Origin of the sequence: Cobetia sp. UCD-24C (assembly GCF_001306765.1) — a bacterium.
GTDB lineage: Bacteria > Pseudomonadota > Gammaproteobacteria > Pseudomonadales > Halomonadaceae > Cobetia > Cobetia amphilecti.
Genome location: NZ_LJTD01000003.1, coordinates 281,084 through 293,600, shown reverse-complemented (window position 1 = coordinate 293,600; position 12,517 = coordinate 281,084). Strand labels below are relative to the sequence as shown.

Annotated in this window: 11 protein-coding genes; 9 read left to right on the top strand and 2 right to left on the bottom strand. The window is 61.1% G+C overall.

What is annotated here, in order from left to right; genetic code table 11:
- Window positions 1-39: 39 nt before the first annotated feature.
- From AOG28_RS05455 to AOG28_RS05415, 9 genes are all read left to right on the top strand, one after another.
- Complete coding sequence (locus AOG28_RS05455; protein WP_054555579.1) at window positions 40-822, top strand: sulfite exporter TauE/SafE family protein; 783 nt, start codon at window positions 40-42, stop codon at window positions 820-822.
- Window positions 823-949: 127 nt separating this feature from the next.
- Window positions 950-1,753, top strand: a complete 804-nt coding sequence (lgt, locus tag AOG28_RS05450; RefSeq protein ID WP_054555578.1) for a prolipoprotein diacylglyceryl transferase — start codon at window positions 950-952, stop codon at window positions 1,751-1,753.
- A 214-nt stretch (window positions 1,754-1,967) separates the two neighbouring features.
- Window positions 1,968-2,762, top strand: coding sequence for a thymidylate synthase (locus tag AOG28_RS05445; RefSeq protein WP_043331428.1), 795 nt, complete (start codon window positions 1,968-1,970; stop codon window positions 2,760-2,762).
- A complete protein-coding gene (locus AOG28_RS05440; RefSeq protein ID WP_054555577.1) occupies window positions 2,759-3,310 on the top strand; it encodes a dihydrofolate reductase in 552 nt (183 codons plus the stop codon). Before AOG28_RS05445 ends, AOG28_RS05440 begins: the two co-directional genes overlap by 4 nt.
- A 103-nt stretch (window positions 3,311-3,413) precedes the next feature.
- Window positions 3,414-4,319, top strand: coding sequence for a ProQ/FINO family protein (locus tag AOG28_RS05435; RefSeq protein WP_054555576.1), 906 nt, complete (start codon window positions 3,414-3,416; stop codon window positions 4,317-4,319).
- A 406-nt stretch (window positions 4,320-4,725) separates the two neighbouring features.
- Complete coding sequence (locus AOG28_RS05430; RefSeq protein ID WP_054555741.1) at window positions 4,726-5,715, top strand: TRAP transporter substrate-binding protein; 990 nt, start codon at window positions 4,726-4,728, stop codon at window positions 5,713-5,715.
- A gap of 97 nt (window positions 5,716-5,812) precedes the next feature.
- Window positions 5,813-6,397 (top strand): TRAP transporter small permease, encoded by a 585-nt coding sequence (locus tag AOG28_RS05425; RefSeq protein ID WP_054555575.1) that lies wholly within the window; start codon window positions 5,813-5,815, stop codon window positions 6,395-6,397.
- Window positions 6,394-7,779, top strand: coding sequence for a TRAP transporter large permease (locus AOG28_RS05420; RefSeq protein ID WP_043331424.1), 1,386 nt, complete (start codon window positions 6,394-6,396; stop codon window positions 7,777-7,779). The genes AOG28_RS05425 and AOG28_RS05420 overlap by 4 nt, the downstream gene beginning before the upstream one ends.
- 631 nt (window positions 7,780-8,410) lie before the next feature.
- Window positions 8,411-9,475, top strand: coding sequence for a porin (locus AOG28_RS05415; protein WP_054555574.1), 1,065 nt, complete (start codon window positions 8,411-8,413; stop codon window positions 9,473-9,475).
- 241 nt (window positions 9,476-9,716) lie between these two features.
- Here the strand turns inward: AOG28_RS05415 and AOG28_RS05410 are convergent, their stop codons facing one another.
- Both AOG28_RS05410 and pgi read right to left on the bottom strand, forming a co-directional pair.
- On the bottom strand, window positions 9,717-10,700 hold the full coding sequence (locus tag AOG28_RS05410; RefSeq protein WP_054555573.1) for a carbohydrate kinase family protein: 984 nt from the start codon (window positions 10,698-10,700) through the stop codon (window positions 9,717-9,719).
- The gene (pgi, locus tag AOG28_RS05405; RefSeq protein WP_054555572.1) at window positions 10,700-12,382 is read right to left on the bottom strand and encodes a glucose-6-phosphate isomerase; all 1,683 of its coding nucleotides are present in this window, start codon (window positions 12,380-12,382) and stop codon (window positions 10,700-10,702) included. Before pgi ends, AOG28_RS05410 begins: the two co-directional genes overlap by 1 nt.
- Between the last annotated feature and the right edge of the window lie 135 nt (window positions 12,383-12,517).

The following is a 12,517-nucleotide window of genomic DNA, read 5'->3' as shown; positions in this document are numbered from 1 at the left end:
GCGGACAGTCACCACAATGCAGCATGAAAGGAGTCGGGTATGTGGTGGTGGTATCCCTTGTTGGGCGCAGTCGCCGGCATGATTGCGGGGTTGTTCGGGATCGGCGGAGGGCTTGTCATCGTGCCGGTGCTGGCCGCGGCCTTCGTGCTGCAAGGCGTCGCGCCGGAGGTGTTGATGCATCTTGCGATCGGCACCTCGCTGGCCACCATCGTGGTGACCTCGCTGTCGTCGGCGCGGGCGCATCATGAGCGCGGTGCGGTGCGCCTCGATTGGCTCAAGCGGCTGTTGCCGGGGCTGGTGGTCGGCACCGGGCTGGGCGTGGTGCTGGCCAGTGAACTGAGCGGCGAGACGCTCAAGCTGGCGTTCGGCGTCTTCGTGCTGCTGGTGGCGGCCAAACTCGGGCTGGATCTCAAGGTGGGCCAGATGGCACAGGCGCCCGGGCGGGTCGGCCAGTTCGTGGGCGGCAGTACCGTCGGCGTGATTTCCTCGCTGTTCGGCATCGGTGGCGGCACGGTGATGGTGCCGATGCTTTCCAGTTGGCAGGCGCGCATGACCGAAGCCGTGGGGACCGCGGCCGCGGCAGGCTTTCCCATCGCGCTGACCGCCGCACTGACCAACATCGTGGTCGGCTGGCATGCCCCCAATCTGCCGGAGCACGCCATCGGCTATGTCCATTGGGTGGCGTGGCTGGGCATCGTGCTGGCGTCCGTGCCGTTTGCGCGCCTCGGGGCGCGGCTGGCGCATGCCTTGCCGGCTCTGCTGCTCAAGCGCCTGTTCGCGCTGATTCTGGTCATCGTCGGACTGCGGTTTCTGCTGGCGTGAGCGGGAATACGCTGCCTCAGGCAGGTCGTGTTCATGCTTTGACTGTTATGCTCTGCCCGCCTGAGAGGCGATGACTGCATCGCCCAGTACGTTGGTAGAGCCCGACTTCCTCATTCAAGGTTTTCACATGTTGCAATATCCTGAGATCGACCCCGTGGCGCTGGCGCTGGGGCCCTTCAAGATTCATTGGTACGGGTTGATGTACGTGATCGGTTTCGCGGCGGCCTGGGGGCTGGCGCGAGCACGTCGCGCACGCGTCGGCCTGAGTCAGGACGCGGTAGGCGACCTGATCTTCTTCGGCGCCCTGGGTGTGGTGCTGGGTGGCCGCCTGGGGTATGCGCTCTTCTATGGCTTCGACAAGCTGCTGGCGGACCCGGTGTGGATCTTCAAGGTCTGGGATGGCGGCATGAGCTTCCATGGCGGCTTGCTGGGCGTGTTGATCGCGATGCTGATGTTCGCGCGTCGCCATCAGCTGACCTTCTTCCAGCTGACCGATTTCATCGCGCCGATGGTGCCGATCGGTCTCGGCGCAGGGCGGCTGGGCAACTTCATCAATCAGGAGCTGCCGGGTCGCATCACCGATGTCTCCTGGGGCATGGTCTATCCGCTCTACGGGCCGGAGCCGCGTCATCCCTCGCAGCTCTATCAGTTTGCACTGGAAGGCGTCGCGCTGTTCGCCATCCTGTGGTTCGTTTCGCGTGAACCGCGCCAGAAAGGCTTGATCTCCGGTCTGTTCCTGCTCTGCTACGGCTGCTTCCGGTTCATCACCGAATTCTTCCGTCAGCCGGACTCCCAGCTCGGCTTCATCGCCTTCGACTGGCTGACCATGGGCCAGCTGCTGTCGCTGCCGATGGTGCTGTTCGGGCTGCTGTTGATGGCCTGGTCGCGCGGTCAGGAAGTGGCGCAGCCGCCGGTGCCTCGCGCCTCCTGAGGGGCAATGCAAGCGTGAATACAGGGGGCATTCGGTGTAAACTGGCCCCCCTGCCAGATACGCAAGAACGCGGCCATCGGGCCGCGTTCTTGCGTATCTGGCAGCGTCAAATATCGTCAAGTGAACGATTCGAATTCATGAAGAGGCTGGCGCAGGGCGATCCACGGCTCCGCTCGCTGCGCCAGCCTCTGACACGCCGTACGGACTCGCCACCATGCAACCCTATCTAGATCTGATGCGCCATGTGCTGGAAAACGGCACACAAAAGGGCGATCGCACCGGCACCGGCACCCTGAGTGTCTTCGGCCACCAGATGCGCTTTGATCTGGCCGAAGGCTTTCCGCTGGTCACGACCAAGAAGCTGCACCTGCGCTCGATCATCCACGAGCTGCTGTGGTTCCTGAAGGGCGATACCAACATCGCCTACCTGAAGGAAAACGGCGTGCGTATCTGGGACGAGTGGGCCGATGAGAATGGCGACCTCGGGCCGGTATACGGTTACCAGTGGCGCAGCTGGCCGAACCCGCAAGGCGGTTCCGTCGACCAGATCAGCCAGCTGATCGAGCAGATCAAGACCAACCCGGATTCGCGCCGCCTGATGGTCTCGGCCTGGAACCCGGCGCTGGTGGACGAGATGGCGCTGCCGCCTTGTCATGCACTGTTCCAGTTCTACGTCGCCGATGGTCGCCTGTCCTGCCAGCTCTATCAGCGCAGCGCGGACATCTTCCTCGGCGTGCCGTTCAACATCGCAAGCTATGCGTTGCTGACCCAGATGGTCGCCCAAGTGTGTGGCCTCAAGCCGGGCGAGTTCATCCACACCCTCGGCGATGCCCACCTTTACAGCAATCATCTCGAGCAGGCACGTGAGCAGTTGACGCGTGAGCCGCTGGCGCTGCCGCAGCTGGTGTTGAATCCGGAAGTCACGGATCTGTTCGACTTCACCTTCGATGACATTGCCATCGAAGGCTATGAATCCCATCCGCATATCAAGGCGCAGGTGGCTGTATGAGCGATAATGAATTCTCTCCGCTGACGGCGGCGGCTGACACCGTCGTGCCCGTCGCGATGATTGCCGCCATGTCGGTCAACCGCGTGATCGGCGTCGACAACCAGTTGCCGTGGTATCTGCCGGAAGACCTGAAGTTCTTCAAGCATGTCACCCAGGGCAAGCCGGTGATCATGGGGCGCAAGACCTTCGCCTCCATCGGCAGGCCGCTGCCCAACCGCCTCAACATCGTGGTCACGCGTGACAGCGAGTTCAGTCACGATGGCGTGCGGGTCTGCAGTGACCTGGCCGCCGCGCTGAGCATGGCGGACCACCACGCGATGATCGAAGGCGTGGATGAGATCATGGTGATCGGTGGCGGTCAGATCTACGCCCAGGCGCTGCCGGTGGCGACGCGCCTCTACCTCACCGAGGTTGCGGTCGAGATCGAGGGCGATGCCCATTTCCCGGCGCTGGATGCGAGCTGGCAGGAAGCGCAGCGTGTCCCGGGGGAGAGTGGTGAGGGCCTGCCGGCCTATGACTTCGTGCGCTTCGAGCGCCGCGACGTCTGAGCCACTGGCTGGCCGGCGTGACCTTTACAGTCAGCAGGTACTGACACAGACTGGTGCCAAACGGAACTGCCCATAGCGTGCAAGGGAGGCTCAGGCCTTGACGATGGATCGCCTCGAAGCGCTGTATTCTGCGCTTGAACATGAAGCCGACACACAGCGACAGCAGCGTGACACAGAGCGCCAGGCCCGTGCGGCCCTGGAGTCGGAAAATGCCCGCCTGCGCGATGCGCTGGCCCAGCTGGAGCAGCAGGCAACGTCTGCAGCCACGGCAGATGCCGATGCGCATCAGCGTGCGCTGGCAGAAGCCGAGCGTGCACTGGCCGCGGAGCGTCATGAGCGTGAGCAGCTCGCTGAGCAACTCGCGGCGGCGCGCCAGACACTGCAGGAGCAGCAGGCGCAGTTAAGCGCGGTGAATGAGGCGTTGCTGGCGCGAGATGCGCAATTGCGCGAACTGGCTGAGCAGGCTGAGCAGGCTTCTGCGCCGCAACCCTCCACGAATGCGGAGTCGGGTCTGGCAGCGCAGCAGGAAGCGCAGGCAGAACGCCTGGCCTCAGAGCGCCTGAACGTGAGTCAGCCGGCAGCTGCCGCGCAGAGCGAGGCCCCGCAAGCACAGCAGGCTTCTCAGCCTGAGTCGGCGCCTTCTCCCCATGCGCTGCTCAAGCAGTGGTACAAGCGCTATCCGGATACCTTCTTCAAGGGCCATACCCGGCCGCTGAAGATCGGCATCCATATCGAGCTGCTGGAAAACGAGCCCTGGGATGACAAGCTGGTGCGGCGCGCGCTGGCGGGTTATGTCCATCTGCCGCGGTATCTGAAGGCGGTACGGGCGGGCACGCAACGGGTGGACCTCTCGGGCCAGTCGGTGGGTGCCGTGACGGAAGATGAGGCACGTCATGCCCGTCAGCAGCTCGATGAGCTGACGCGTCAGCAGAAGGCGCGTGAAGAGCAGGCGACCGATCAGCGCATCAGCCACAAGCTCAGCGAGCTGATGACCAAGCATCGTCCCTGAACACAGTCCCTGAGCACCGTCCCTGAGAGTGTGTTGGCAGGTGGTGTGACAGCTGGTGAAGGCGCTCGGTCGACCATGATCGGTGCTAACAGACAAGGCCCCTGTGCGGATTCCCGCACAGGGGCCTTGTCGTTGATGGGCGGAAATCCGCACAGCTCCTCACAAATCGCCAGCGGCCCGCGGAATTCGGCTCACTTGTGCGCGAGTTGTGTGCCAACTGTGCGTCTTCAACTTGTTGAATTGTCTGGATTGTCTCGTCTATCTGGCGGCTGTGGCGCAATGCTCGCAGTGTCTCGGCTATCCCTGCTCGCGCCGCACCTCTGCGCGGCTTCGTGCCGGAGCCGCGCAGACGGGATATCGAATGCCCTACAAGACCAACAATATCCGCAATTCAAGAGGATTCGCCATGCGCCTTATCAAGCCAGCCCTGACCGCCCTGAGTGCTGCCATCCTGTTTGCCTCAGCGACGGCCATGGCCGACCCGATCACCATCAAGTTCTCCCATGTGGTGGCGGAAAATACCCCCAAGGGCCAGATGGGCAAGAAATTCCAGCAACTGGTAGAGGAGCGTCTAGGCGACAAGGTGGAAGTCGAGCTCTACCCCAGTTCGCAGCTGTACGGGGACGACAAGGTGCTGGAAGCCATGCTGCTGGGCGATGTGCAGCTGGCGGCACCGTCATTGTCCAAGTTCCAGAAATATACCGATCAGCTGCAGGTCTTCGATCTGCCCTTCCTGTTCAAGGACATGGGCGCTGTCGAGCGCTTCCAGAGCAGCGAGACGGGCCAGTCATTGCTGACGTCGCTGGAATCCAAGGGGCTGGTGGGGCTCGGTTATCTGCATAACGGCATGAAGCAGCTGTCCGCGTCGTCGCCGCTCAAGACACCGGAGGATGCCGACGGCAAGAAGTTCCGCATCATGACCTCCGATGTGCTCGAGGCCCAGTTTGATGCGGTGGATGCCGTCTCGCTGAAGAAGCCGTTCTCCGAGGTCTTCATCCTGCTGCAGACCAAGGCCATCGACGGCCAGGAGAATACCTACTCCAATATCTACTCCCAGAAGTTCTTCGAGGTGCAGCCGTACATCACCGAGTCCAACCACGGCGTGCTGGATTACATGGTGGTGTCCTCGGCACGCTTCTGGAATGGCCTGCCGGATGATGTGCGTGGCGAGGTCAAGTCGGCGCTCGATGAGGCCATCGTCTACGGCAACCAGCTCTCCGAAGCCAAGAACATGGAGGCCAAGCAGGCCATCATCGATTCCGGTCAGAGCGAGATCATCACGCTCGACGATGCCCAGCGTCAGCAGTGGGTCGACGCCATGAAGCCGGTATGGGGCGAGTTTGCCGACGACATCGGTCAGGACATCGTCGACGCCGCGGAAGCTGCCAACCAGTAAGCCATCAGGCCATCCATCACTTGCCCCATCTTGAGCGCCAGGACATCGGCGATCTCGCGTGGGGCAAGTGTCCTTGAGCGACATGAGGATTTTTGCCATGGCACTACGATGGCTTCACAAGGCGGAAGAGACGCTGTTCTCGCTGCTGCTGGTAGCGATGGTGCTGCTGGTCTTCGTCGAGGTGGTGTTGCGCTTCGTCTTCAATACCGGCATCAGCTGGTCACAGGAAGCCACGCTGTATCTGGCGGGTTGGTTCGTGCTGATCGGCGTGTCCTGGGGCGTCAAGCAGGGCGCGCACATCGGCGTGGATGTCGTGGTCAAGATGCTGCCGATGCTCTGGCAGCGCGTGGCGACCTTGCTGGCGCTGGCGATCTGCATGGCGTACTGCGTGATGCTGCTGGTCGGCAGTTATGAATACCTCTCGCTGATGAAGATGATCGGCATCGAGCTTGAGGACATCGCGATTCCCAAGTGGTACGCCCTCACCATTCTGCCCATTGCCATGTTGCTGCTGATGCTGCGCTTTGCGGTACTGGGCTGGAAGGTGATTCGTGGCGATGCCAGTGGCTTCGGCTTTCATGACGAAGGCGAGGACAGCATGCATCTGGTGCAGTCGGACGCGCCGGATGGCCAAGACAATGGCGATGCTGACCGTGACAGTGACCAGGGAACACCACGATGACCATAGCCACTCTGTTTGCGCTGCTGTTCGGCGGCATCTTTCTCGGCATGCCGATCGCCTTTGCGCTGGGCTTCTCGAGCGTCACCACGATCCTGCTGTTTTCCAGTGACTCACTGGGGTCGGTGGCGATCAAGCTGTTCGAAGCCCTGTCGCATCACTACACCCTGCTGGCGATCCCGTTCTTCATTCTCTCCAGCACCTTTCTCTCGACCGGTGGTGTGGCACGTCGCCTGATCACCTTCGCCACCGATGCCATCGGCCACGTGCGCGGTGGGCTGGCGATGGCCTCCGTATTGGCATGCATGCTGTTTGCCGCCGTGTCCGGCTCTTCTCCGGCCACGGTAGCGGCGATCGGCTCCATCGTGATCGCGGGCATGGTGCGTCAGGGCTATACCGAGTCCTTCGCGGCGGGCGTAATCACCAATGCGGGGACACTGGGCATCCTGATTCCGCCGTCCATCGTGATGCTGGTGTATTCCGCCGCCACGGAAGTCTCGGCGGCCAAGATGTTCATGGCTGGTCTGATTCCGGGGCTTTTGATGGGCGGTATCCTGATGGTCGCCATCTATATCGCGGCGCGGATCAAGAAGTTGCCGGCACAACCTTTCCCCGGCGTACGGGTGCTTGCGCGCTCCGGCCTGATCGCCATGGGCGGTCTGATGTTGATCTTCATCGTGCTGGGCTCGATCTATGGTGGCGTGGCCAGTCCCACCGAAGCCGCAGCCGTGGCCACGGTGTATGCCTGGTTCATCGCCGTGGTGGGCTATCGCGACATGGGGCCGTTGAAGAACGTGCCGTGGCGCAAGGGCAACGAAGCCTGGGGGAGTGCGGGGTTGCGCGCGCTGTGGCAGGTGCCTGCCGGGCTTCTGGGGTCCTTCACCGATCAGGAGGTCAAGAAGGTGGTACTGGATGGCGCGCGCGTCTCGATGATGCTGCTGTTCATCATCGCCAACGCGATGCTGTTCGCGCATGTACTGACCACGGAGCGCATTCCGCACACCATCGCCGAAACCATCATCGGCTGGGGGCTGCCGGCGTGGGGCTTCCTGATCGTGATGAATCTGCTGCTGCTGGCGGCGGGCAACTTCATGGAGCCCTCGGCCATCCTGCTGATCATGGCGCCGATCCTGTTCCCCATCGCGACGCAGCTGGGGATCGACCCGATCCATCTCGGCATCATCATGGTGGTCAACATGGAGATCGGCATGCTGACACCCCCCGTGGGTCTGAACCTCTTCGTGACGGCGGGGATCACCGGCAAGCCGATGACCTGGGTCATTCGGGCAGCATTGCCGTGGCTGTCGCTGTTGCTGCTGTTCCTGGTGTTGATTACCTATGTGCCGGCTATCTCGCTGTTCCTGCCCAACTGGTTGAGCAGTTGAGGATCACTGCCTGCTGACAAGGTGCGATGGAAAGATTGATTGATGACAGGGCTTGATGACAGGGCTTGATGACAGAGCTTGATGACAGAGCTTGATGACAGGGAGGGCGACTGGGCTTGTTGACTGGATTTGATGACCCAGCTTGATGACCGATCTTGATAGCAGACTCATGAATGAATCATTGGCACAGGGACGGTGCCTTTCATGAAGATAAAGCTGAGAGGAAACCACAACTTGGCATCATACAAGCACAGCAGTTGACGGGTATTTGTTCTGCGACTTTTGTCGCAAGCGAGGTTTTTCCACAATGAACCCGAGATTAACGCTCAGCGATGCGCTCGGTGATGCAGGAATCCGCGTCAAGACGCATGGTTGTCATGAATCCTTCATTCTTGAGCCCTAGAGTATGCTCACGCCAGACAACCGACCGATGGATAGGTTCAGGAGTGGTGATCGAAAACAGTGTTTTTTTCTGTTGCACATCCTGAAAGCCCGGTATATGGTTTCCCTGCGAGCATTGGATAATAACTAGGCCACAGAGTTTTAGAGGCGTCATCAAGCGCCCGGAACCTTGGTCACTGCCACCGGCAGACACGATCGAACAGTTAACGCTAGTTAAGGAACTATCGCGATGAAAAAGACACTTCTGGCTACTGCCATCGCCGGCGCTGCTGCCCTGGCTGCTACTTCTGCTTCCGCTGCTACCGTCTACAACCAGGACGGTACCAAGCTGGACATCTACGGTAACGTTCAGCTGGCATACTCTTATATCGATCAGTACAACGGTGCTGAAGATAGCGAGCTTGGCGACAATGGTTCTACCTTCGGTGCCAAAGGCGAGCACAAGATCAACGACGATATCGTCGGTTACTTCAAGGCCGAGTGGGAATACGACGCTGATGAAGCCAAGAATGGTGGTCTTGACGGCGGCGACCAAGCTTACGTCGGTGCCAAGGGCTCCTTCGGTGATGCACGTATCGGTTCCTGGGATCCGCTGATGGACGACTGGATCCAGGATCCGATCACCAACAATGAATTCTTCGATCTGAGTGATTCAGGCACCGCGCTCGCGGCAGGTAGCGACTCCGGTGAAGGTGGTAATGATGCTGCGCTGCGTGAGGGTGACAAGCTGCAGTACATGTCTCCGGTCATGGGTGGCCTGCAGTTTGCCGTCGGTTCCAACTTCAAGGGTGATGGCGACTCTGTAGATGGCGATGACAATATCTCCAACTCCAACCAGGCATCCTTCTTTACAGGCGCCAAGTACACTGTCGGTGGTTTCTCCCTCGCCGCTGTGTATGACAACCTGGATCAGTTCGAAGCCAACAGCGCTACTGGCGAAGACCTTGGTGACCAGTACGGTATCACCGGTCAGTACACCGTCGATGCACTGCGCGTTGCTATCAAGGCTGAGCGCTTCGCCGGTGAAGAAGATGACACCGATGTCGACTTCTATGGTATCGGTGCACGTTACGGCTACGGCATGGGCGATGTCTACGGTGCTTACCAGTACGTCGATGCTGAAGATCAGTCCAACTATGCTACCGAATATGGCGATGACAGCTTCAATGAATTCAACCTGGGTGTGACTTACAACATCTCTTCCGCGATGTACACCTATGTCGAATATCGTCAGCTGGATCGTGCTGGCGACGCCGGTGACGGCGCTGCAGTTGGCATCTACTACGGCTTCTAAGACGTCTTCAATCGTCTAGCAAGCTAACGAAAGCCGGTCCTCGGGGCCGGCTTTTTTACGTCTGTCACTACCGTGATGGCTGACTCCCTGTCCGATGAAGGGAGGGTAGTCAGTGCACAAGCATGAGCGTCATGGTCACGAAAAAGCCCCTTTGATCTGTTGATCAAAGGGGCTTTTATCATGTGCCTCTCAGGGAAATGATAGCGCTGGCGGATAACCGGTCAGCGAAATTATCCGGCCATCATTTCATGGCGTCGAGGTCTTCACGCTTGGGCAGTGCAGCATAGGCACCCGGGCGAGTCACGGCGAAGGCGCCGCAGGCTGCAGCACGCTCCAGTGCGGCGTTGAGATGACTCTCGTCTTCGCACCAGTCGCTCAGGTTGTCGGCATTGATGCCGGCTTCGCTGAGGGCTGACAGGAAGCCCCCGATGAAGGCGTCGCCACCGGCCGTGGTATCGACCGCCTTGACGGTGGGCGGCGTGATGCTGACGGTCTCGATGTCGCCGCTCTGCTTGCGCACCAGGGCACGGATCACGCCCGGGCCATCGGTGAGCACGATCAGGCGCACACCGGCCTTCAGGCGCGCTTCGAGCCAGTCGGTCTGCGGCTGACTGCCGGTCAGTGCCTCGACCTCTTCCTGGGACAGCTTGAGGATGTCGGCGTTGTCCAGCAGACGCGTGACCAGGGTCACATCGACCTGCTGGTTCGGCCACAGGTTGTGACGCAGATTGGCATCCACGCTGACCAGAGAGCCTGCAGCACGCGCGCGTGACGCCAGCACGAAGCTGGTGTCCGCGATGCCGGCGTCGGTCAGGCTGTTGCTGCACAGGTGGAAGATGGCGGGTGTCGCGAACAGCTCAGGCCCGGCGTGCTCCGGACGGAACAGCAGGTCAGCGGCCGGCGGACGATAGAAGTCGAAGCGGCGTTCACCCTCTTCATCGCGAGACACGAAGGCGAGTGCGGTGCGTGCATGGCTGGTGCGCTTGACGTGATCCATCTGCACGCCATGAGCACTCAGTTCGTCGTGCAGGAAGTCACCGAAGCTGTCCTGACCCAGCATGCCGACGAAGTGGCTCGGCAGGCCGAGGCGGGCACAGGCCACCGCGACGTTGGCCGGTGCGCCGCCCGCGTAGGGCGTGAAGGTTTCCTGCTCGACGGCCTGGCCGCCGAGCTTGTTGGAGAGCATGTCGACGAGCGCTTCGCCGAACGCGATTACCGGAGTCATCAGGAGGAGGTTTCCTTGCGAGTGGTCGTCGTGGAGCCTTTGGCTTTCTTGCCCGGCTTGTCGTTGCTGTCATCCGCCTGGGTGGCGCCACCGGCAGGGAAGTGCTCGCGGACCAGCGCCAGCAGGCCCTGGGTGGACGGATCGAAGGCCTTCACGTCGGTATCGATACGCGCGCTGATTTCCCCGGCGATGCGCTTGCCGAGCTGCACGCCCCACTGGTCGAAGGAGTTGATGTTCCAGATCACGCCCTGCACGAAGACCTTGTGCTCGTAGAGGGCGATCAGTGCGCCGAGATTGCGCGGTGTCATCTCATCCAGCAGCAGGGTGCTCGACGGGCGGTTACCCGGGCAATTGTAGTGCGGATCGAGGTTGCTGCCATCCTGGCTGCCTTCCATGAAGGCGTTGGCCTGAGCCAGCATGTTGGTGATCAGCGCGAAGTGGTGCTCTTCGGTACCCGGCTCCGGCTTCAGTGAGGCGATGAAGTCGATGGGCACGTAGCGCGTGCCCTGGTGCAGCAGCTGGAAGAAGGCATGCTGGCCGTTGGAGCCGGTCTCGCCCCAGACGATCGGGCCGGTCTTGTAGTCCACCGGACGGCCGAAGATGTCGACCGACTTGCCGTTGGATTCCATGTCCAGCTGTTGCAGGAAGGCGGGCAGCTGATGCAGGGCCTGGTCGTAAGGCACGATTGCCTGGGTCTCGGCGCCCATGAAGTTGATGTACCAGATACCGATCAGCGCCATCAGGACCGGCATGTTCTCGGCCATCGGCGCATTGATGAAGTGCTGGTCCATCTCGTGGGCGCCTTCCAGCAGCTCCATGAAGCCTTCATAGCCGATGGACAGGGCGATGGGCAGGCCGATGGAAGACCACATGGAGTAGCGACCGCCAACCCAGGCCCAGAATTCGAAGACGTTCTCTTCGCGAATGCCGAATTCCTTGGCCGCCTTGCGGTTGGTGGAAGCCGCGACGAAGTGGGCGCCGACGTCGGCATCCTGACCGGCGTGCTCCAGGAACCAGCGGCGCGCCGTCTTGGCGTTGAGCAGGGTTTCCTGGGTGGAGAAGGTCTTGGTGGAGACGATGAACAGCGTGGTGGCCGGATCCAGACGCTTGAGCACCTTCTGGATGTGGTTGCCATCGACGTTGGAGACGAAGTGGAAATTGATTTCCGGGTGGCGATGCTTGAGCAGCGCACGGCAGGCCATGTTGGGGCCCAGATCAGAGCCGCCGATGCCGATGTTGACCACGTCACGAATCCGCTGGCCGTCGAAGCCTTTCCACTCACCGCTGCGCACGGCTTCCGAGAAGGCGCGGATCTGCTCGCGCGTCTTGTGGATTTCCGGCATCACGTCCTTGCCATCGACGATGACCGGCGTGTTGGTCTGGCTGCGCAGTGCGGTGTGCAGCACCGGGCGATTCTCGGTGACGTTGATGATGTCGCCGGAGAACATCTGCGCGCGACGTTGAACGAGTGCAGAGTGCTCAGCCAGTTCGACCAGCGCCTCCATCACCTCATCGGAGATGTGGTGCTTGGAGTAGTCGAGAAACAGGCCGCCGACGCGCAGGCTCATCTTCTCGAAGCGCTTGGGATCCGCCGCGAAGTAATCGCGGATGCGGTCGTTGCGGGTCACCTCGCCCAGCCGGGTCAGCGCCTGCCAGGAAACACTACGGGTCAATTGCAGCATGGAAGTGTCCATCGTATGGGTTGTTGAAGTTCATCGGGGCGGGTCGCATTCTGTGGCGGCCCGACGCACGCTTGCAGGTGAGGCGAGAGTCACTGTCAGCCGGCAGTCGTGTCGATGACACGATTCAGGCGCTTG

Excerpts from the sequence above, each read along its gene's own strand:
- AOG28_RS05455 (WP_054555579.1), top strand. The coding sequence starts at position 40 with ATGTGGTGGTGGTATCCCTTGTTGGGCGCAGTCGCCGGCATGATTGCG.
- lgt (WP_054555578.1), top strand. The coding sequence starts at position 950 with ATGTTGCAATATCCTGAGATCGACCCCGTGGCGCTGGCGCTGGGGCCC.
- AOG28_RS05445 (WP_043331428.1), top strand. The coding sequence starts at position 1,968 with ATGCAACCCTATCTAGATCTGATGCGCCATGTGCTGGAAAACGGCACA.
- AOG28_RS05440 (WP_054555577.1), top strand. The coding sequence starts at position 2,759 with ATGAGCGATAATGAATTCTCTCCGCTGACGGCGGCGGCTGACACCGTC.
- AOG28_RS05435 (WP_054555576.1), top strand. The coding sequence starts at position 3,414 with ATGGATCGCCTCGAAGCGCTGTATTCTGCGCTTGAACATGAAGCCGAC.
- AOG28_RS05430 (WP_054555741.1), top strand. The coding sequence starts at position 4,726 with ATGCGCCTTATCAAGCCAGCCCTGACCGCCCTGAGTGCTGCCATCCTG.
- AOG28_RS05425 (WP_054555575.1), top strand. The coding sequence starts at position 5,813 with ATGGCACTACGATGGCTTCACAAGGCGGAAGAGACGCTGTTCTCGCTG.
- AOG28_RS05420 (WP_043331424.1), top strand. The coding sequence starts at position 6,394 with ATGACCATAGCCACTCTGTTTGCGCTGCTGTTCGGCGGCATCTTTCTC.
- AOG28_RS05415 (WP_054555574.1), top strand. The coding sequence starts at position 8,411 with ATGAAAAAGACACTTCTGGCTACTGCCATCGCCGGCGCTGCTGCCCTG.
- AOG28_RS05410 (WP_054555573.1), bottom strand. The coding sequence starts at position 10,700 with ATGACTCCGGTAATCGCGTTCGGCGAAGCGCTCGTCGACATGCTCTCC.
- pgi (WP_054555572.1), bottom strand. The coding sequence starts at position 12,382 with ATGCTGCAATTGACCCGTAGTGTTTCCTGGCAGGCGCTGACCCGGCTG.